The sequence below is a fragment of the Azohydromonas sediminis genome (assembly GCF_003574675.1).
Classification (GTDB): Bacteria; Pseudomonadota; Gammaproteobacteria; order Burkholderiales; family Burkholderiaceae_C; genus Calidifontimicrobium; species Calidifontimicrobium sediminis.
Genome location: NZ_QOAZ01000008.1, coordinates 61,550 through 78,440 on the forward strand (window position 1 = coordinate 61,550; position 16,891 = coordinate 78,440).

Consider the following 16,891-nt stretch of genomic DNA (forward strand, 5'->3'; position numbering starts at 1 on the left):
GCGTGCGTGTGTGCGTGCGCGCGAGGACGGCGGATTGTAGGCACGCCGTCCCCGGCGGCGCCGCGTGCGCCGCACCCGCGGCCCCGACGACGAGACCATGAGCAAAGCCCTCATCATTGCCGAGAAGCCCAGCGTCGCGCAGGACATCGTGCGCGCGCTCACGCCCGTGGCGGGCAAGTTCGAAAAGCACGACGACCACTTCGAGAACGAGCGCTACGTCGTCACCTCGGCGGTGGGGCACCTGGTCGAGATCAAGGCTCCCGAGGAGTACGACGTCAAGCGCGGCAAGTGGAGCTTCGCGCACCTGCCGGTGATTCCGCCGCACTTCGAGCTCGCGCCGATCGACAAGGCCAAGAGCCGGCTCAACGCGATCGTCAAGCAGATCCGGCGCAAGGACGTCAGCGAGATCATCAACGCCTGCGACGCCGGGCGCGAGGGCGAGCTGATCTTCCGCCTGATCGTGCAGTACGCGGGCAGCGAGAAGAAGCCGGTCGACAAGCCGATCAAGCGGCTGTGGCTGCAGAGCATGACGCCGCAGGCGATCCGCGACGGCTTCGCGCAGCTGCGCGACGACCGCCAGATGCAGGGCCTTGCCGCGGCGGCGCGAAGCCGCAGCGAGGCCGACTGGCTGGTGGGCATCAACGGCACGCGCGCGATGACGGCGTTCAACTCGCGCGACGGCGGCTTCTTCCTGACCACCGTCGGGCGCGTGCAGACGCCCACGCTGTCGATCGTCGTCGAGCGCGAGGAGAAGATCCGCAAGCACGTCGCGCGCCCGTACTGGGAGGTCAAGGCCACGTTCGACGCGCAGGCCGGGCAATATGAGGGCAAGTGGTTCGACCCCGCCTTCAAGAAAGGTGACGATCCCGACGCGCGCGCCGACCGCGTGTGGGACGAGGCTGCCGCGCAGGCCATCGCCGACGCGTGCCGCGGCCAGCCCGCGCGCGTCGTCGAGGAGGCCAAGCCGAGCTCGCAGGCCAGCCCGCTGCTGTACGACCTGACGACGCTGCAGCGCGAGGCCAACTCGCGCTTCGGCTTCAGCGCGAAGACGACGCTCGCGCTCGCGCAGGCGCTCTACGAGAAGCACAAGGTGCTGACCTACCCGCGCACCGACTCGCGCCACCTGCCCGAGGACTACCTCGGCGTCGTCAGGAAGACCTTCGAGACGATCGCCGACGAGGACCTGCCCGGGCCGCTGCGCGACCTCGCGAAGCACGCGCGCTTCGCGCTCAACGAAGGCTACGTCAAGCCGAGCAAGCGCGTGTTCGACAACGCGAAGGTGTCGGACCACTTCGCGATCATCCCGACACTGCAGGCGCCGAAGGCGCTGACCGAGGCCGAGGCCAAGCTGTACGACCTCGTCGTCAAGCGCTTCCTCGCCGTGTTCTACCCGAGCGCCGAGTACCTGGTGACGACGCGCACGAGCACCGTCGAGCGCGACGGCAAGGCCTACGCCTTCCAGACCAGCGGCAAGGTGCTCGTCAACCCCGGCTGGCTCGCCGTCTACGGCAAGGAGGCGCAGGAGGAGGACGCGAACCTGGTGCCGGTGCAGCCCGGCGAGGTCGTGAGGACCGAGAGCGTCGACGTCGTGGCCCTCAAGACGCGCCCGCCGGCACGCTACACCGAGGCGACGCTGCTCAGCGCGATGGAAGGCGCGGGCAAGCTGATCGACGACGACGAGCTGCGCGAGGCGATGGCCGAGAAGGGGCTGGGCACGCCGGCCACGCGCGCGGCGATCATCGAAGGGCTGATCGCCGAGAAGTACCTCGTGCGCGAGGGCCGCGAGCTGGTGCCCACCGCGAAGGCATTCCAGCTGATGACGCTGCTGCGCGGGCTCGGCGTCGAGGACCTGACCCGCCCCGAGCTGACCGGCAACTGGGAGTACCAGCTCGCGCAGATGGAGCACGGCAAGCTCTCGCGCGAGGCCTTCATGGCCGAGATCGCGAAGATGGCCGAGCGCATCGTGAAGAAGGCCAAGGAGTACGACCGCGACACGATCCCGGGCGACTACGCGACGCTCGCCACCCCGTGCCCGAACTGCGGCGGCGTCGTCAAGGAGAACTACCGCCGCTTCGTCTGCACCGGCCGCGACGGCGGTGAAGGCTGCGGCTTCTCGATCACGAAGATCCCGGCCGGCCGTCCGTTCGAGATCGCCGAGGCCGAGGTCTTGCTGCGCGACAAGAAGATCGGCCCGCTCGAGGGCTTCCGCTCGAAAGCCGGCTGGCCGTTCACCGCCGAGCTGCGCCTCGTGCACGATCCCGAGATCGCCAACTGGCGGCTCGAGTTCGACTTCGGCGAGGACGCGAAGCAGGCCGAGGGCGCCGGCGAGCCGGTCGACTTCTCGGGCCAGGCCTCGCTCGGGCCCTGCCCGAAGTGCAAGGGCCACGTCTACGAGCACGGCACGAGCTACGTGTGCGAGCACGCCGTCGGGCCGCACCCGACCTGCGACTTCAAGAGCGGCAAGATCATCCTGCAGCAGCCCGTCGCGCGCGAGGAGATGAGCAAGCTGCTGGCCACCGGCAGGACCAGCCTGCTGGAGAATTTCGTCTCGAACAAGACGCGGCGCAAGTTCAAGGCCTACCTCGCGTGGGACGCGAAGGAGGGCAAGGTCGGCTTCGAGTTCGAGCCGCGCGCCGCGAAAGTGCCAGCCAAGAAGGCCGCGGCGAAGAAGGCCGCGGCGAAGCCGGCCGGCGCATAGCGGCGATGCCTCCCTGCCTGAGGCCGCACGGCGGCGCGAGCCGGCTCGCCGTTGCCGTGGTGCCCAACGCGCGAACGTCGGCCGCCGACGGCCTGCACGACGGCGCGCTGCGCGTGCGGCTGGCCGCCCCGCCGCTCGACGGCCGCGCCAACGAGGCGCTGCGGGCCTGGCTCGCGGCGCAGCTGCACGTGCCGCAGCGCGCGGTGCGGCTCGTGCGCGGCGCGTCGTCACGGCGCAAGTGGGTCGAGATCGACCTGCCGCCGGCCGACGTCGAGGCGTGGCTCGCGCGCGTGCTGGAGGCGGCGTGACCGCGGCGATCTACGCCAAGCTGGCGGCGATCTTCGCCACCATCGCGCTGGGCTGGATCGCGGCGCGCGCGCGCTGGCTCGGAGACGCGCACGGCGGCACCGCGGTGCGCGTGCTGTCGGCGGCGGCGTTCAACCTGTTCGTGCCGGCACTGCTGTTTCGCACGATGGCGCGGCTCGAGCTGGCGGCGCTGCCGTGGCGCACGCTGGCGGCGTACTTCGTGCCGGCGTGCACGTGGCTGCTGGCGGTGTACTGGGTGCAAAGGCGCGCGGCGGCCGCACACGGCCCGGCGGCGCCGGCCACGCGCGCGATCGGCGCGACCTACGGCAACGCGCTGCAGCTGGGCATCCCGCTGGCGGCGGCACTGTTCGGCGAGGCCGGGCTGGGCATCCACATCGCGCTGGTCAGCGTGCACGGGCTGATCCTGCTGACGCTGCTGACGGTGCTCGTCGAGAGCGACCTCGCGCGCGTCGACCACCGTGCGACCTGGGGCTCGACGCTGCGCTCGACGGTGCGCAACACCGTCGTCCACCCCGTCGTGCTGCCGGTGCTCGCCGGGCTGGCGTGGAACGTGGCGGGCTTCGGGCTGCCGGGCGTCGTCGACGAGGCGCTGCGCGGGCTCGGCGCGGCGGTGGTGCCGGTGTGCCTGGTGCTGATCGGCGCGTCGCTGCACGCCTACGACCTCAAGGGCGGGCTGGCCGGTGCGGCGGCGCTCGCGGCGGTCAAGCTGCTCGGGCTGCCGCTGGTCGTGCTCGCCGTCGCGCACTGGGGCTTCGGGCTCGAGGGCACGCCGCTGGCGGTCGTCGTGATGATGGCCGCGCTCCCGGTGGGCAGCAACGCGCTGCTGTTCGCGCAGCGCTACGGCACGCTGCAGGCCGAGGCCAGCGCGGCGATCGTGCTGTCGACGCTGGCCTTCGTCGCGTCGGCCACGCTGTGGCTCGCGGTGCTGGGCTGGATCGAGCGCTGAGCGCCGGCGCGCGCCGCGGCGCACGCGCCGCCGGGGCTTTGCGACAATCGGCGCGATGAATGCTCCAGAAGCCTTCGCGACGACGCCGGCTCCCGCAGCGGCGACGCACGCGCTGATGCAGCGCCTCGGCGCGGCCGCACGCAGCGCCGCGGCGCGCATGGCCGCCGCACCGACGGCGGCCAAGGACGCCGCGCTGCGCGCGCTCGCGCGCCGGCTGCGCGACGACGCGGCGGCGCTGCAGGCCGCCAACGCGCGCGACATCGCCGCGGCCGAGGCGGCCGGCCTGGCCGCACCGCTCGTCGACCGCCTGCGGCTGACACCGAAAGTCATCGCGACCGTGGCCGAGGGCTGCGAGCAGATCGCCGCGATGCCCGACCCGGTCGGCGAGATCGGCGACGTCAAGCGCCGGCCGAGCGGCATCAGCGTCGGGCGCATGCGCGTGCCGATCGGCGTGTTCGGGATGATCTACGAGAGCCGCCCGAACGTGACGATCGAGGCCGCGTCGCTGGCGATCAAGAGCGGCAACGCGTGCATCCTGCGCGGCGGCTCGGAGGCCATCCACTCCAACGTCGCGCTGTGGAAGACGGTGCAGGCGGCGCTGGACGACGCCGGCCTGCCGCCGCAGGCCGTGCAGCTCGTCGAGACGACCGACCGCGCTGCGGTCGGGCACCTGATCGCGATGCCCGAGTTCGTCGACGTCGTCATCCCGCGCGGCGGCAAGGGCCTGATCGAGCGCATCAGCGCCGAGGCGAAGGTGCCCGTCATCAAGCACCTCGACGGCAACTGCCACGTCTACGTCGACGCCGAGGTCGACCTCGAGCTGGCGGTGAGGGTCACCGACAACGCGAAGACGCAGAAGTACAGCCCGTGCAACGCCGCCGAGTCGCTGCTCGTGCACGCGAAGCAGGCCGCGGCGTTCCTGCCGCGCATCGGTGCCGTGTTCGCCGCCAAGGGCGTCGAGATGCGCTGCTGCCCGCGCAGCAAGGCGCTGCTGCAGATGGTCGCCGGCGCGCGCGTCGTCGACGCGACCGAGCAGGACTGGGCCGAGGAATACCTCGCGCCGGTCATCAGCGTCAAGGTCGTCGACTCGCTCGACGAGGCGATCGCGCACGTCAACCGCTACGGCTCGCACCACACCGACGCGATCCTGACGACGAACCACTCGAACGCGATGCGCTTCCTGCGCGAGGTCGATTCGGCCAGCGTGATGGTCAACGCGAGCACCCGCTTCGCCGACGGCTTCGAGTACGGTCTGGGCGCCGAGATCGGCATCAGCACCGACAAGCTGCATGCGCGCGGTCCGGTCGGCCTCGAGGGGCTGACCTCGCTGAAGTGGATCGTGCTCGGCCAGGGCGAGGTGCGCGGCTGAGACCCGCGCCGGCCGCATGACCGCGGGCGAGCTGCTGCCGGTCGTCGTTGTCGCGGTGCTGGCGCTGTGGATGTTCGGCGCCTACAACCGCCTCGTCGCGTTGCGCCACGCGATCCACACGGCCTGGGGCCATATCGACGAGCAGCTGCGCCGCCGCGGCGACGCGCTGCCGCGGCTGGTGCAGGCGCTGCGTGCGCCGCTGGTGGCCGAGGCGCGCGCGCTCGACGCCGTCGTCGAGGCGCACGCGCAGGCGCAGGCGGCGGCCGAGCGCGTCGCGCGCAAGCCGACGGCCCCCGACGCGCTGCCGGCGTTCGCGCGCGGCGACGCGGCGCTGTCGTCGGCGATCGAGCGGCTGCTCGCGCTCGTCGACCAGCAGCCCGCGCTGCGCGAGCACGACGACGTCGCCGCGCTGCTGCGCGAGCTGCACGACGCCGACCTGCGCATCGCGTTCGCGCGCACCGCGTTCAACGACGCGGTCGACGCCTACAACGCCGCGATCGCGCAGTTCCCGACACGGCTGCTCGGGCCGCTGTACGGGTTCGCCGCCGCGGCGCGCTGGTAGCGTCGCGCCGGCTCTTGGGACATTCCCCGATTTCGCGTCGATCGGCGCGTGGGGGGGGTTTGTGGCGCCCGGCGACGCGATCGACAATCGGCGCCGACCGCCGCCGCGCGCCGTGCCGGCGGCGCCACCAAGGAGACCGTTCACGTGACACCGACCTCTGCCTTCGCCGCCCGGGTGCGCCGCGCCGGGTGGGTCCTGGGCCTGGCGCTCGGCGCCGCCCCCGCGCTCGCGCAGGACGCGCAGGCGCTGTACGTCAAGGCGCTGGCCGCCACCTGCGCGAACTGCCACGGCACGTTCGGCCGCGGCATCGACACCGGCGAGGTGCCGGCGCTGGCCGGCATGCCCGCAACCTACATGGTCGCGCAGATGCAGGCGTTCAAGAAGGGCGAGCGCCCGGCCACCGTGATGCACCAGCTGGCCAAGGGCTTCAGCGACGAGCAGATCCAGCAGATCGCCGCCTACTTCGCGGCGCAGAAGAAGTGAAGGGGGGCACGATGCAACGACGCGAATGGCTGGCCGGCGCCGCAGCGCTGGGGGGCTTGGGGCTGGCCGGCTGCGCCAGCGTGGGCGTGCCGGGCAAGACGCGCGTGCTCGTCGTCGGCGGCGGCTACGGCGGCGCGACGGCGGCCAAGTACGTGCGCTTGTTCTCGAACTACACCGTCGACGTCGTGCTCGTCGAGCCGAACGAGAACTTCGTCAGCTGCCCGATCAGCAACGTCGTGCTCGGCGGCACGCGCACGATGGCCGACATCACGCGGCCGTACTCGACGCTCGAGAAGAACCACGGCGTGCGCATCGTGCGCGACATGGTCGCGTCGATCGACCCGGCGAAGAAGGTCGCCACGCTGGCGTCGGGCCCGACGATCGCCTACGACAAGATGATCCTCGCGCCGGGCATCGACCTGCAGTTCGACACCGTCGAGGGGCTGCGCGCGGCCAACGCCGACGGCCGCGTGCTGCACGCGTGGAAGGCGGGTGCGGAGACGGCCGCGCTGCGCCGCCAGCTCGAGGCGATGCCCGACGGCGGCGTCTACGTGCTGTCGATCCCGCTGGCGCCGTACCGCTGCCCGCCGGGGCCCTACGAGCGCGCGTGCCAGGTCGCGAGCTACTTCAAGTCGGCCAAGCCGCGCTCGAAGGTGCTGGTGCTCGACGCCAACCCCGACGTCACGTCGAAGGGGCCGCTGTTCAAGAAGGCCTGGGCCGACCTGTACCGCGGCATCGTCGAGTACCGCAGCGGGCAGAAGGTGGTCGGCGTCGACGCGGCGCGCAAGACGCTCAAGCTCGAGGTCGGCGACGACGTGCGCGGCGACGTGCTCAACGTCGTGCCGCAGCAGCGCGCCGGGCTGCTCGCGGTGCAGACGGGGCTGGCGACCGCGAATGCGCGCTGGTGCCCGGTCGACTACCTGACGTTCGAGTCGACGGTGGCCAAGGACATCCACGTGATCGGCGACTCGATCCTGCTCGCGCCGGCGATGCCCAAGAGCGGCCACATGGCCAACAGCCACGCCAAGGTCGCGGCCGCGGCCGTCGTCGCGCGGCTCGCGGGCTGGCCCGTCAACCCGGCGCCGATGCTGACCAACACCTGCTACAGCTTCGTCGACGCGAGCAACGTCGTGCACGTGGCCAGCGTCCACGCGTACGACCCGGTCGACAAGACGTTCAAGACGGTGCCCGGCTCGGGCGGCCTGTCGCCGGCGGCCAACGAGAAGGAAGGGCTGTACGCCTGGAACTGGGCGCGCACGATCTGGTCGGACATGCTGGTGTGACCAACCCGGACCGGGCGGCCTGCGGCCGCCTCTTCCTCGAGGGGGGTAGCGCCTGCGCAGCGGCGCAGGCGGCTCCGCGGCAGCGGCTCGACCAGGGCCTGCCGCGGCCACCCTCGCGCCGCAGCGCCAGTCCGGCTCAGGACTGGCCCATCACCGACGCGGTCGAGACGAGTTCCTCGAAAAGCGCCATCGACACCTTGCCGCTGACGGCGTAGGGGTCGAGCGTCGCGCGCTCGGAGTACTTCAGCAGCAGCGCCGGGTTCAGGCGGTGCATGTTGACCTGGCCCATCGACCAGTTCGCGAAGCGGCGCTCGCCGATCTCCTCGTAGCTCAGCAGCACGACGTCAGTGTGCCGCGCATCGCCGACGATGCGGTTGTACAGCCGGTTGACGGCGCTGCGGCCGCCTTCGAGCACCTGGATGAACACGCCCTCGGAGTAGCACAGCACGCCGGTGATGCCGTGCGACGGGTTGTTGGTCTTGGACTTGCGCAGGATCGCGAGCAGATCGTCGTCGTCGACGGCGTCGACGGCGCGGCTGGCATACATCAGGCGCACGAGCATGGTGGCGGCTCCTTCAGGCGGTCTTCTTGCTCAGCAGCGACAGGAATTCGCGGCGCAGGTTCGCATCCTTCAGGAACGCGCCGCGCATCACCGAGTTGACCATCATCGACTCGTCGTCCTTGACGCCACGCCAGTGCATGCAGAAGTGGTCGGCCTCCATCACGATCGCCAGGCCGTCGGGCTTGACGCGCTCCTGCAGCTCGTTGGCCAGCATCGTCACGGCTTCCTCCTGGATCTGCGGCCGCGCCATGATCCACTCGCAGATGCGCGCGTACTTGCTCAGCCCGATCAGGTTCGAGAACTCGTTGGGCAGCACGCCGATCCACACGCGCCCGAGGATCGGGCACAGGTGGTGCGAGCAGGCGCTGCGCACCTTGATCGGGCCGACGATCATCAGCTCGTTGAGCCGTTCGGCATTGGGGAACTCGGTCACCGAGGGCATCGGGCGGTAGCGGCCGGCGAACACCTCGTCGATGAACATCTTGGCCACGCGCTTGGCGGTGTCGTTGGTGTTGTGGTCGTTGTCGGTGTCGATCACGAGCGCGCGCAGAACCTCGTGCATCTTGGCCTGCACTTCGGCCTTCAGTTCGTCGAGCTCGCCGGGCTCGATGTGGTCGGCGATGTTGTCGTTGGCGTGGAAGCGGCACTCGGCGCTGACCAGGCGGTAGCGGATGCGTTCCGAGGCCGGCAGCCGGGCGAGCTCTTCCTCGCTGCGAAAGATCGGTGTCGCGCTGGAGGACATGCACCCTCCTCCGTCAGTCCAGGGAGCGCCGATTGTGACGGCCCCGCCTGCCGCGCGCATAGACTGCCGCGATGGCCCCTGTCGCTGCGCCGTCACCGCCGCTGTCGCAACTGCTCGAGCACACGGCCGACGCCGTGCGCGCGGTGCGCGGCGGACGCTCGCTGACCGACGTGCTCGCGCAGGTGCCGCTGCCGGCGCGTCCCGGCACGCAGGCGCTGGCGTTCCACGTGATGCGCCGCCTCGGCGGCGCCGACGCGGTGCGCAAACTCGTCGCGCCGAAGGCGCCGCCGCCGCCGGTCGATGCGCTGCTCGTCACCGCGCTCGCGCTGCTGTGGCCGCCCGAGCCGCCGGCGACGCCGCCTTACCCCGACCACACGCTCGTCGACCAGGCCGTCACCGCGGCGCGCCGCCGCGTGCCGGCGGCGGCCGGCTTCGTCAACGCCGTGCTGCGACGCTTCGTGCGCGAGCGCGACGCCCTCGTGGCCGCCGCGTGCCGCGACCCGGTGGCCGCGTTCAACCATCCGCTGTGGTGGATCGAGCGCGTCAAGGCCGACTGGCCGCGCGAGTGGCAGGACATCCTGCGCGCCGCGAACCGCCACCCGCCGATGACGCTGCGCGTCAACGCGCGCCGCGGCGACGCCGCGGGCTACCTGCCGCGGCTGGCCGCGCGTGGGCTGGCCGCGCGCGCGGTCGGCGCGCACACCGTCGTGCTCGCGCAGCCGTGCCCGGTGGCCGAACTGCCCGGCTTCGACGACGGCGACGTCTCGGTGCAGGACGCCGCCGCGCAGCGCGCCGCGCCGCTGCTGCTCGGCGCCGGCCTGCCGGCCGGCGCGCGCGTGCTCGACGCCTGCGCCGCGCCGGGCGGCAAGACGGCGCATCTGCTGGAACTCGCCGACCTCGACGTGCTCGCGCTCGACCACGACGCGCTGCGGCTGGCGCGCGTGCGCGAGACGCTGCAGCGGCTGCACCTGAGCGCCGAGCTGAAGGCTGCCGACGCCGGCGACCCCACCGCGTGGTGGGACGGGCGGCCGTTCGATGCCATCCTGCTCGACGCGCCGTGTACCGCGTCGGGCATCGTGCGCCGCCACCCCGACGTGCGCTGGCTGCGCCGCCCCGACGACGTCGCCGCGCTGGCGCGCCAGCAGGCGCGGCTGCTCGACGCGCTGTGGCCGCTCGTCAAGCCGGGCGGGCGGCTGCTGTATGCGACGTGCTCGATCTTCAGGGCCGAAGGGCAGGCCCAGATCGACGCTTTTTTGCAACGCCAGCCCGGCGGCACGGCCCGGCTCGATCCGGTGTCGCCGGGGCACCTGTTGCCGCTGGCCGACAATGGGTCGCACGAGCCCGCCGCCGCGTCCTGCGGCGCCGACCCCGACGGCTTCTTTTACGCGCTGCTGCAACGACCTTGACCGCTCCTGCCGCGCCCGCCAGCGCCACGGACCGTGCCGCGCGCGGCCGCCGCGGCGTCAGCCGTCGTGCCCTCGCGCGCGCCATGCTCGCTTGCGTGCTGGCACCGCTGGTGCCAGTGCCGGCGCGCGCCGAGGCGGTCGAGCTGATCGCGCTCGACGTGGTGCGCAGCGACGACGAGGTGAGCGTGGACTTCGCGGTGCGCGCGACGCTGCCCGCACCGGTCGAGGACGCGCTGCGCCGCGGCATCGCGCTGCACTTCGAGGCCGAGGCCGTGCTGGTGCGGCCGCGCTGGTACTGGCGCGACGTGCGCGTGGGCCGTGCGCGGCGCGAATGGCGGCTGAGCTACCAGCCGCTGACCGGCAGCTTCCGTGTCAGCAGCGGCGGGCTGCACCAGACCTTCGCCAGCCTCGACGAGGCGATGGCGACGATGACGCGCCTGACGCGCTGGCGCGTCGCCGCCGCCGCCGACGTCGACCCGGACGAGCGCCACGTGCTCGACTTCGTCTGGCGGCTCGACACCGGCGAGCTGCCGCGGCCGATGCAGATCGGCATCGGCAACCTGCCCGAGTGGCAGCTCGCCGTCGAGCGCCGCATCGAGCTGCGCCGCTGAGCGTGCGATGACCAAGTCCACGCGCTGGGCCCTGATCATTGCGCTGGTCGCGGTCACCGGCGTCGCGCTCGTGCTCGGCTTCGTCGTCTCGCTGTCGGGCGGCACGCGCGGCTTCTACGAGCGCCACTTCGTGTGGCTGTTCTGGCTCAACGTCGCCGTCGGCGCGCTGCTGCTGCTGGTGATCGTGATCGCGTCGGCGCGGCTGGCGGTGCGCCTGAAGCGCGGCAAGTTCGGCAGCCGGCTGCTGTTCAAGCTGGCCGGCATCTTCGCGCTGGTCGGCGTGCTGCCCGGCGCGCTGATCTACACGATCAGCTACCAGTTCGTCTCGCGCAGCATCGAGGTGTGGTTCGACGCGCGCGTCGAGAGAGCGCTCGACGCCGGGCTGGCGCTCGGGCGCGGCACGCTCGACGCGCAGGTCGCCGACGTCGCGGCCAAGACGCGGCTGGCCGCCGAGCGCATCGGCGACGGCGCGTTGCGGCCGACGCCGCTGGCGCTCGAGCGCCTGCGCGAGCAGCTGGCCGCGCAGCAGGTCGCGCTGCTGGCCGGCAACGGGCAAGTCGTGGTCGCCGCTGGTGGGCTCGCGGCGCTGCTGCAGCCCGAGCGGGCCGATCCGGCGCTGCTGCGCGAGGCCGCGCGCGCACGCGTGGCCAGCCGCATCGAAGGGCTCGACGAGGAGCCCGGTGCAGCGACGCCGCCGGCCGCGCGCGTGCGTGCGGTGGCCGTCGTGCCCAGCGCCGACCTGCGCCTGGGCGCCGAGGAGCGCTACCTGATGGTCGTGCAGGCGGTGCCGCCGGCGCTGGCGGCGCAGGCGCTCGCGGTGCAGGCGGCGTACCGCGAGTACCAGCAGCGCATGCTCGAGCGCGACGGGCTGCGCAAGATGTACATCGGCACGCTGACGCTGGCGCTGGTGCTCGCCGTCTTCGGTGCCGTGCTGCTGGCCGCCGTGCTCGGCAACCAGCTCGCGCGCCCGCTGCTGCTGCTGGCCGAGGGGGTGCGCCAGGTCGCGCGCGGCGACCTGACGGCCAAGCCGGTGTTCGCGTCGACCGACGAGCTCGGCGGCCTGACGCGCTCGTTCGCCGACATGACGCAGCAGCTCGCCGACGCGCGCGCGCAGGTGCAGCGCAGCGTCGCCGAGCTCGAGAACGCGCGCACGCACCTGCAGACCATCCTCGACAACATGACGGCCGGCGTCATCGTGTTCGACCGTGAACGCCGCATCGACACCGTGAACCCCGGCGCGACGCGCATCCTGAAGCTGCCGCTGTCGGCGCACCGCGGACAGCGCCTCGAGGACGTGCCCGGTCTGCAGCCGCTCGCCGAGGCGGTGTGGCAGCGCTTCGAGGCCCACCAGGCGAGCCCCGAGCCCGGCGAGCGCGACCAGTGGCAGGACACCTTCGAGCTGCCGCTGGGGGCGGGCGGCGGGCGCGAAGGCGACACGCTGACGCTGCTCGTGCGCGGCGCGACGCTGCCCGGCGGGATGCGGCTGATGGTGTTCGACGACATCAGCGAAGTCGTCAGCGCGCAGCGCACCGCCGCGTGGAGCGAGGTCGCGCGGCGGCTGGCGCACGAGATCAAGAACCCGCTGACGCCGATCCAGCTGTCGGCCGAGCGGCTGCAGCACAAGCTCGAGGCCAAGCTCGACGACGCCGGGCGCGCGCTGCTGCAGCGCTCGGTGGCCACCATCGTCACGCAGGTGCAGGCGATGAAGCAGCTCGTCAACGAGTTCCGCGACTACGCGCGGCTGCCGGCCGCGCAGCTGCACCCGCTGGACCTGAACCGCCTCGTCGCCGAGGTGCTCGCGCTGTACGGCCAGCACATCGAGAGCGGGCGCCTGCGCGTGAGCTACGCCGACGCGCCGCCGGCCATCGTCGGCGACGCGACGCAGCTGCGGCAAGTCGTGCACAACCTGGTGCAAAACGGTCTCGACGCCATCGCCGAGCGCGACGACGGCTGGGTGCACGTGGCCACCGAGGTCGCGCGCCACGACGACGGGCGCGTGCGCGCGGTGCGGCTCGTCGTCAGCGACAACGGCCCCGGCTTCGCCGACAAGGTGCTCAAGCGCGCGTTCGAGCCCTACGTGACGACCAAGAGCAAGGGCACGGGGCTGGGGCTGGCGGTGGTCAAGAAGATCGCCGACGAGCACGGCGCGCGCGTGCGCATCGGCAACCGCCCGGCGCCGCAGGGGGGCGTGGCCGGCGCGCAAGTTTCGCTATCATTTTCGAAGCTCGTCGAGGCGCAGCCGGCGACATCCCCCGACACCGCCGCCTCCGAGAGCTGAGCGGCCCGCACCGAATCCATGGCAACGATTCTTGTAGTCGACGACGAACTCGGCATTCGCGGGCTGCTGTCGGAAATCCTCAGCGACGAAGGGCACACGGTCGAGCTGGCCGAAAACGCCGCGCAGGCGCGTGCGGTGCGCGAGCGCATGCGCCCCGACCTCGTGCTGCTCGATATCTGGATGCCCGACGTCGACGGCGTCACGCTGCTCAAGGAGTGGGGTGCCACCGGCCAGCTGACGATGCCCGTCATCATGATGAGCGGCCACGGCACGATCGACACTGCGGTCGAGGCGACCAAGTTCGGCGCGATGGCCTTCCTCGAGAAGCCGATCACGCTGCAGAAGCTGCTGCGCGCCGTCGAGCAGGCGCTGGCCAAGCCGGCACCGCGCGCCCCGGCGGCCGCCCCCGGCACCGCCGCGCGTCCCGACGCGCCGGCCGGTGCGTCGGCCGGTGCGTCGGCCGGTGCCGCCGCGCCGCCGCTGCCGGTGGCGCCGCAGCTGCTCGGGCCGCCTTCGGAACAGCTCTTCGAGCTCGACCGCCCGCTGCGCGAGGCGCGCGACGCGTTCGAGAAGAGCTACTTCGAGTTCCACCTTGCGAAGGAGAACGGCTCGATGACGCGTGTGGCCGAGAAGACGGGTCTCGAGCGCACGCACCTGTACCGCAAGCTCAAGCAGCTCGGCGTCGATCTCTCGCGCAACAGGCGCGGCGGGCTGTGAGCGCGGGCTCGCGCCGCTATAATCGCGCGCTTTCCGGCCAAGTAGCTCAGTTGGTAGAGCAGCGGATTGAAAATCCGCGTGTCGGTGGTTCGATTCCGCCCTTGGCCACCAGTCAGAATCCCAAGTCAATCAACGACTTGGGATGTCCAGGCAGGGGCCACTTCGGTGGCCCCTCGCGTTTTCTGGGCAGGAAATATGGACTGGACCTCTCGACACGCCGCCGGGAGCCGTTGCGCCTTGGCACCCGTGGCGTCGACGGCGGTCAGACGCCCGCGGCCACCGCCTCCTGGGCTGCGCGCACCTCGACGCGCACCTTCTCGGTCAGCTCGGCCTTGATCGCCGCGAATTCGGGCGTCGTCTTCACCGAGTAGTGCCGCGGATGCGCGAGCGGCACGACGCGGTCGAGCTTGATGCGGCCCGGGCGCGCACTCATCACGACGACGCGGCTGCCCATGAACACGGCCTCGTCGATGTCGTGCGTGACGAACAGCACCGTCTTGCGCTCGGCCTCCCAGATGCCGAGCAGCAGCTCCTGCATCAGCTCGCGCGTCTGGTGATCGAGCGCGCCGAACGGCTCGTCCATCAGCAGCATGCGCGGGCCGTTGGCCAGCGCGCGCGCGATCGCCACGCGCTGCTGCATGCCGCCCGACAGCTGTTTCGGGTAATGCTGCTCGAAGCCGCGCAGGCCGACCTTGGCGATGAACGCATGCGCGACGTCGAGCTGCTCGGCGCGCGGCAGCCCGCGTTCGCGCAGCCCGAAGCACACGTTGTCGAGCACGTTGAGCCAGGGGAACAGCGTGTAGCTCTGGAACACCATGCCGCGGTCGGCGCCGGGGCCGTGGATCGCGCGGCCCTCGAGCAGCACGTCGCCGGCGGTCGGCTGGTCGAGGCCGGCGACGATGCGCAGCAGCGTGCTCTTGCCGCAGCCGCTGGGGCCGAGGATCGTGACGAAGTCGTTCTCGGCCACGTCGAGGTCGGTGGCCTGCAGCGCGAGCGTGCGGTCGAAGCGGCGTTCGACGCCGCGGATGCTCAGGATCGTGCCCATCGTGCGCGCCCCTTCAGCGTCCCAGCAGCGCCCACGGGAACAGGCGCCGGTTCAGCGCCTTGAACGCGAAGTCGCTGACCAGCCCGATCAGGCCGATGACGATGATGCCGAAAATGATCTGGTCGGTGGCCAGCAGCGCCTGGCTGTCGGTGATCATGTGGCCGATGCCGCTCGACGCGCCGATCAGCTCGGCGACGATGACGTAGGTCCAGGCCCAGCCGAGGACCATGCGCAGGATCTCGGCGATCTCGGGCGCCGCGCCGGGGATCAGCACGCGGGTGACGAGCGTGCGGTCGTTCGCGCCGAGCGTGTATGCGGCCTCGACGAGGTCGCGCCGCGCGTTGCCCACCGCCACCGCGATCATCAGCACGAGCTGGAAGAAGCTGCCGATGAAGATCACTGCGAGCTTCTGCGCCTCGCCGATGCCGGCCCACAGGATCAGCAGCGGGATAAACGCGCTGGCCGGCAGGTAGCGCGCGAAGCTGACGAAGGGCTCGAAGAACGCCTCGACCGGCTTGTACGCGCCCATCGCGACGCCCAGCGGCAGCGCGATCGCGGCGGCGATCGCGAAGCCGCCGAGCACGCGCCACACCGTCATGCCGATGTCGTGCAGGAAGCCGAACTGGCTGATCAGCCGCCAGCCGCTGGCGAGCATCGCTAGCGGGTCGGCGAGGAAGGTCTTGGGCACCACGCCGCCGAACGTCACCGCTGCCCACACGGCGAAGAACAGCACGAAGAACGCGGCGCCCAGCGCGATACGCGTGGGCGCGGCCACCGGCACCAGCGGCCGCAGGCGCCACGGCCGCGGGCGCGGCGGGCTCGCCTCGGTGGTGGCGGTCGCGAGCGCGGGCGCGTCGAGGCGCACCGCGCGGCTGGCGTCGGCGTCGCTCACTGGATGAAGCGCGTGTCGGCGAGCTTCGACAGGTCGGGGATCTGGCGGATGATCCCGGCCTCGAGCAGCAGGTCGGCGGCCTTCTTGCTGAACGCGGCGTGCTCGCCGGCGAAGAACTTGCGGTTGGCCTCGCGGTCCTGCCAGCGCAGGTATTTCTGGCTCGCCTCGAACTGCTCGGCGGTCTGCTTGACGTCGGCGCCCATGATCTCGAAGCTCTTCTTCGGGTCGGCCTTGATCATCTCGAGCGCGTCGAAGTAGCCGTTGGCCAGCCCCTGCGCGGCCTTCGGGTTGTCGGCGAGGAACTTCGGCGTGCAGCCGAAGGTGTCCATCACCATCGGGTAGTCGAGCGTCGTGGCGATGATGCGGCCGGCCTCGGGCTTGGCGCGCACGGCGCTCAGGTACGGCTCGTAGGTCATCGCCGCGTCGAGGTTGCCGGTGCCGGCGATCATCGCGTTGGCCGCGGCCTGCGGCTCGAGGTTGACGATGTTGACGTCCTTCAGGCTCAGCCCGTTCTCGCGCAGGAACCACGCGAGCGTGAAGTAAGGCGCCGTGCCGGGGGCGCTGGCCGCGACCGTCTTGCCCTTGAGGTCGGCGATCTTCTGGATGTTCGGCTTGACGACCATGCCGTCGGCGCCGTAGCTCTTGTCGAGCTGGAAGATCTGCGTCGTCGCGACGCCGTTGGCGTTCCAGACGATCCAGGTCTCGACGGTGGTCGCCGCGCACTGCACGTCGCCCGAGGCGATCGCGAGGTGGCGGTCCTTCTGCGGGATCTTCTTGATCGTCACATCGAGGCCGTGCTTCTTGAAAAGGCCGGCCTCCTTGGCCAGCGTCAGCGGCGCGAAGCCGGTCCAGCCCGAGATCGCGATGGTGACCTTGGTCTCCTGCGCCTGGGCGCTCGCCGTGACGACGGCGGCGGCGACGGCCGCGGCGAGGGTGGCGAGCTTGCGTTCGATCGTCTTTTTCATGCAGT

16 protein-coding genes and 1 tRNA gene are annotated in these 16,891 nt (G+C 71.8%); 12 read left to right on the forward strand and 5 right to left on the reverse strand.

From position 1 onward, the window contains the following. Window positions 1–97 precede the first annotated feature (97 nt). From DRV96_RS06570 to DRV96_RS06600, 7 genes are all read left to right on the forward strand, one after another. Window positions 98–2,698, forward strand: a complete 2,601-nt coding sequence (locus tag DRV96_RS06570) for a DNA topoisomerase III (protein ID WP_119289099.1) — start codon at window positions 98–100, stop codon at window positions 2,696–2,698. A gap of 5 nt (window positions 2,699–2,703) precedes the next feature. Continuing rightward, window positions 2,704–3,006: a DUF167 domain-containing protein gene (locus DRV96_RS06575; protein WP_235823309.1), complete on the forward strand. Its 303-nt coding sequence runs from the start codon at window positions 2,704–2,706 to the stop codon at window positions 3,004–3,006. Further along, the gene (locus DRV96_RS06580; protein WP_119289101.1) at window positions 3,003–3,971 is read left to right on the forward strand and encodes an AEC family transporter; all 969 of its coding nucleotides are present in this window, start codon (window positions 3,003–3,005) and stop codon (window positions 3,969–3,971) included. Before DRV96_RS06575 ends, DRV96_RS06580 begins: the two co-directional genes overlap by 4 nt. 55 nt (window positions 3,972–4,026) lie before the next feature. After that, window positions 4,027–5,340, forward strand: coding sequence for a glutamate-5-semialdehyde dehydrogenase (locus tag DRV96_RS06585; protein ID WP_119289103.1), 1,314 nt, complete (start codon window positions 4,027–4,029; stop codon window positions 5,338–5,340). A gap of 16 nt (window positions 5,341–5,356) precedes the next feature. Next, window positions 5,357–5,902, forward strand: coding sequence for a LemA family protein (locus tag DRV96_RS06590; RefSeq protein ID WP_119289105.1), 546 nt, complete (start codon window positions 5,357–5,359; stop codon window positions 5,900–5,902). 144 nt (window positions 5,903–6,046) lie between these two features. Continuing rightward, window positions 6,047–6,385, forward strand: coding sequence for a c-type cytochrome (locus tag DRV96_RS06595; RefSeq protein ID WP_336470511.1), 339 nt, complete (start codon window positions 6,047–6,049; stop codon window positions 6,383–6,385). A gap of 11 nt (window positions 6,386–6,396) precedes the next feature. Continuing rightward, window positions 6,397–7,668 carry an NAD(P)/FAD-dependent oxidoreductase gene (locus DRV96_RS06600; RefSeq protein WP_119289233.1) on the forward strand — a complete coding sequence of 424 codons (1,272 nt, stop codon included), beginning with the start codon at window positions 6,397–6,399 and terminating at the stop codon, window positions 7,666–7,668. 136 nt (window positions 7,669–7,804) lie between these two features. Here DRV96_RS06600 and DRV96_RS06605 read toward each other — a convergent pair whose 3' ends face one another. Beyond that, the gene (locus DRV96_RS06605; RefSeq protein WP_119289107.1) at window positions 7,805–8,230 is read right to left on the reverse strand and encodes a BLUF domain-containing protein; all 426 of its coding nucleotides are present in this window, start codon (window positions 8,228–8,230) and stop codon (window positions 7,805–7,807) included. 13 nt (window positions 8,231–8,243) lie between these two features. Then, the gene (gene folE / locus DRV96_RS06610; protein WP_119289109.1) at window positions 8,244–8,972 is read right to left on the reverse strand and encodes a GTP cyclohydrolase I; all 729 of its coding nucleotides are present in this window, start codon (window positions 8,970–8,972) and stop codon (window positions 8,244–8,246) included. A gap of 71 nt (window positions 8,973–9,043) precedes the next feature. Here folE and rsmB point away from each other — a divergent pair, with 71 nt between their 5' ends. The 5 genes from rsmB to DRV96_RS06635 all read left to right on the forward strand — a co-directional run bounded on the left by rsmB (window position 9,044) and on the right by DRV96_RS06635 (window position 14,095). Beyond that, complete coding sequence (rsmB, locus tag DRV96_RS06615) at window positions 9,044–10,378, forward strand: 16S rRNA (cytosine(967)-C(5))-methyltransferase RsmB (RefSeq protein WP_119289111.1); 1,335 nt, start codon at window positions 9,044–9,046, stop codon at window positions 10,376–10,378. 83 nt (window positions 10,379–10,461) lie between these two features. Next, window positions 10,462–10,989, forward strand: a complete 528-nt coding sequence (locus DRV96_RS06620) for a DUF4390 domain-containing protein (RefSeq protein ID WP_162910970.1) — start codon at window positions 10,462–10,464, stop codon at window positions 10,987–10,989. A gap of 7 nt (window positions 10,990–10,996) precedes the next feature. After that, window positions 10,997–13,267 (forward strand): sensor histidine kinase, encoded by a 2,271-nt coding sequence (locus DRV96_RS06625; protein WP_119289115.1) that lies wholly within the window; start codon window positions 10,997–10,999, stop codon window positions 13,265–13,267. Between the two features lie 18 nt (window positions 13,268–13,285). Then, window positions 13,286–13,984 carry a response regulator gene (locus tag DRV96_RS06630; RefSeq protein ID WP_119289118.1) on the forward strand — a complete coding sequence of 233 codons (699 nt, stop codon included), beginning with the start codon at window positions 13,286–13,288 and terminating at the stop codon, window positions 13,982–13,984. Window positions 13,985–14,019: 35 nt separating this feature from the next. After that, window positions 14,020–14,095: transfer RNA gene (locus tag DRV96_RS06635), tRNA-Phe, on the forward strand. 151 nt (window positions 14,096–14,246) lie between these two features. Here the strand turns inward: DRV96_RS06635 and DRV96_RS06640 are convergent. From DRV96_RS06640 to DRV96_RS06650, 3 genes are read right to left on the reverse strand one after another with little or no spacing between them, the layout of a single operon-like run. After that, complete coding sequence (locus DRV96_RS06640; RefSeq protein WP_119289120.1) at window positions 14,247–15,029, reverse strand: ABC transporter ATP-binding protein; 783 nt, start codon at window positions 15,027–15,029, stop codon at window positions 14,247–14,249. Between the two features lie 13 nt (window positions 15,030–15,042). Then, window positions 15,043–15,894, reverse strand: coding sequence for an ABC transporter permease (locus DRV96_RS06645; RefSeq protein WP_119289235.1), 852 nt, complete (start codon window positions 15,892–15,894; stop codon window positions 15,043–15,045). Window positions 15,895–15,917: 23 nt separating this feature from the next. After that, window positions 15,918–16,886 carry an ABC transporter substrate-binding protein gene (locus tag DRV96_RS06650; RefSeq protein WP_119289122.1) on the reverse strand — a complete coding sequence of 323 codons (969 nt, stop codon included), beginning with the start codon at window positions 16,884–16,886 and terminating at the stop codon, window positions 15,918–15,920. Window positions 16,887–16,891 lie beyond the last annotated feature (5 nt).

Excerpts from the sequence above, each read along its gene's own strand:
- DRV96_RS06570 (WP_119289099.1), top strand. The coding sequence starts at position 98 with ATGAGCAAAGCCCTCATCATTGCCGAGAAGCCCAGCGTCGCGCAGGAC.
- DRV96_RS06575 (WP_235823309.1), top strand. The coding sequence starts at position 2,704 with ATGCCTCCCTGCCTGAGGCCGCACGGCGGCGCGAGCCGGCTCGCCGTT.
- DRV96_RS06585 (WP_119289103.1), top strand. The coding sequence starts at position 4,027 with ATGAATGCTCCAGAAGCCTTCGCGACGACGCCGGCTCCCGCAGCGGCG.
- DRV96_RS06590 (WP_119289105.1), top strand. The coding sequence starts at position 5,357 with ATGACCGCGGGCGAGCTGCTGCCGGTCGTCGTTGTCGCGGTGCTGGCG.
- DRV96_RS06600 (WP_119289233.1), top strand. The coding sequence starts at position 6,397 with ATGCAACGACGCGAATGGCTGGCCGGCGCCGCAGCGCTGGGGGGCTTG.
- DRV96_RS06605 (WP_119289107.1), bottom strand. The coding sequence starts at position 8,230 with ATGCTCGTGCGCCTGATGTATGCCAGCCGCGCCGTCGACGCCGTCGAC.
- folE (WP_119289109.1), bottom strand. The coding sequence starts at position 8,972 with ATGTCCTCCAGCGCGACACCGATCTTTCGCAGCGAGGAAGAGCTCGCC.
- rsmB (WP_119289111.1), top strand. The coding sequence starts at position 9,044 with ATGGCCCCTGTCGCTGCGCCGTCACCGCCGCTGTCGCAACTGCTCGAG.
- DRV96_RS06620 (WP_162910970.1), top strand. The coding sequence starts at position 10,462 with ATGCTCGCTTGCGTGCTGGCACCGCTGGTGCCAGTGCCGGCGCGCGCC.
- DRV96_RS06625 (WP_119289115.1), top strand. The coding sequence starts at position 10,997 with ATGACCAAGTCCACGCGCTGGGCCCTGATCATTGCGCTGGTCGCGGTC.
- DRV96_RS06630 (WP_119289118.1), top strand. The coding sequence starts at position 13,286 with ATGGCAACGATTCTTGTAGTCGACGACGAACTCGGCATTCGCGGGCTG.
- DRV96_RS06640 (WP_119289120.1), bottom strand. The coding sequence starts at position 15,029 with ATGGGCACGATCCTGAGCATCCGCGGCGTCGAACGCCGCTTCGACCGC.
- DRV96_RS06650 (WP_119289122.1), bottom strand. The coding sequence starts at position 16,886 with ATGAAAAAGACGATCGAACGCAAGCTCGCCACCCTCGCCGCGGCCGTC.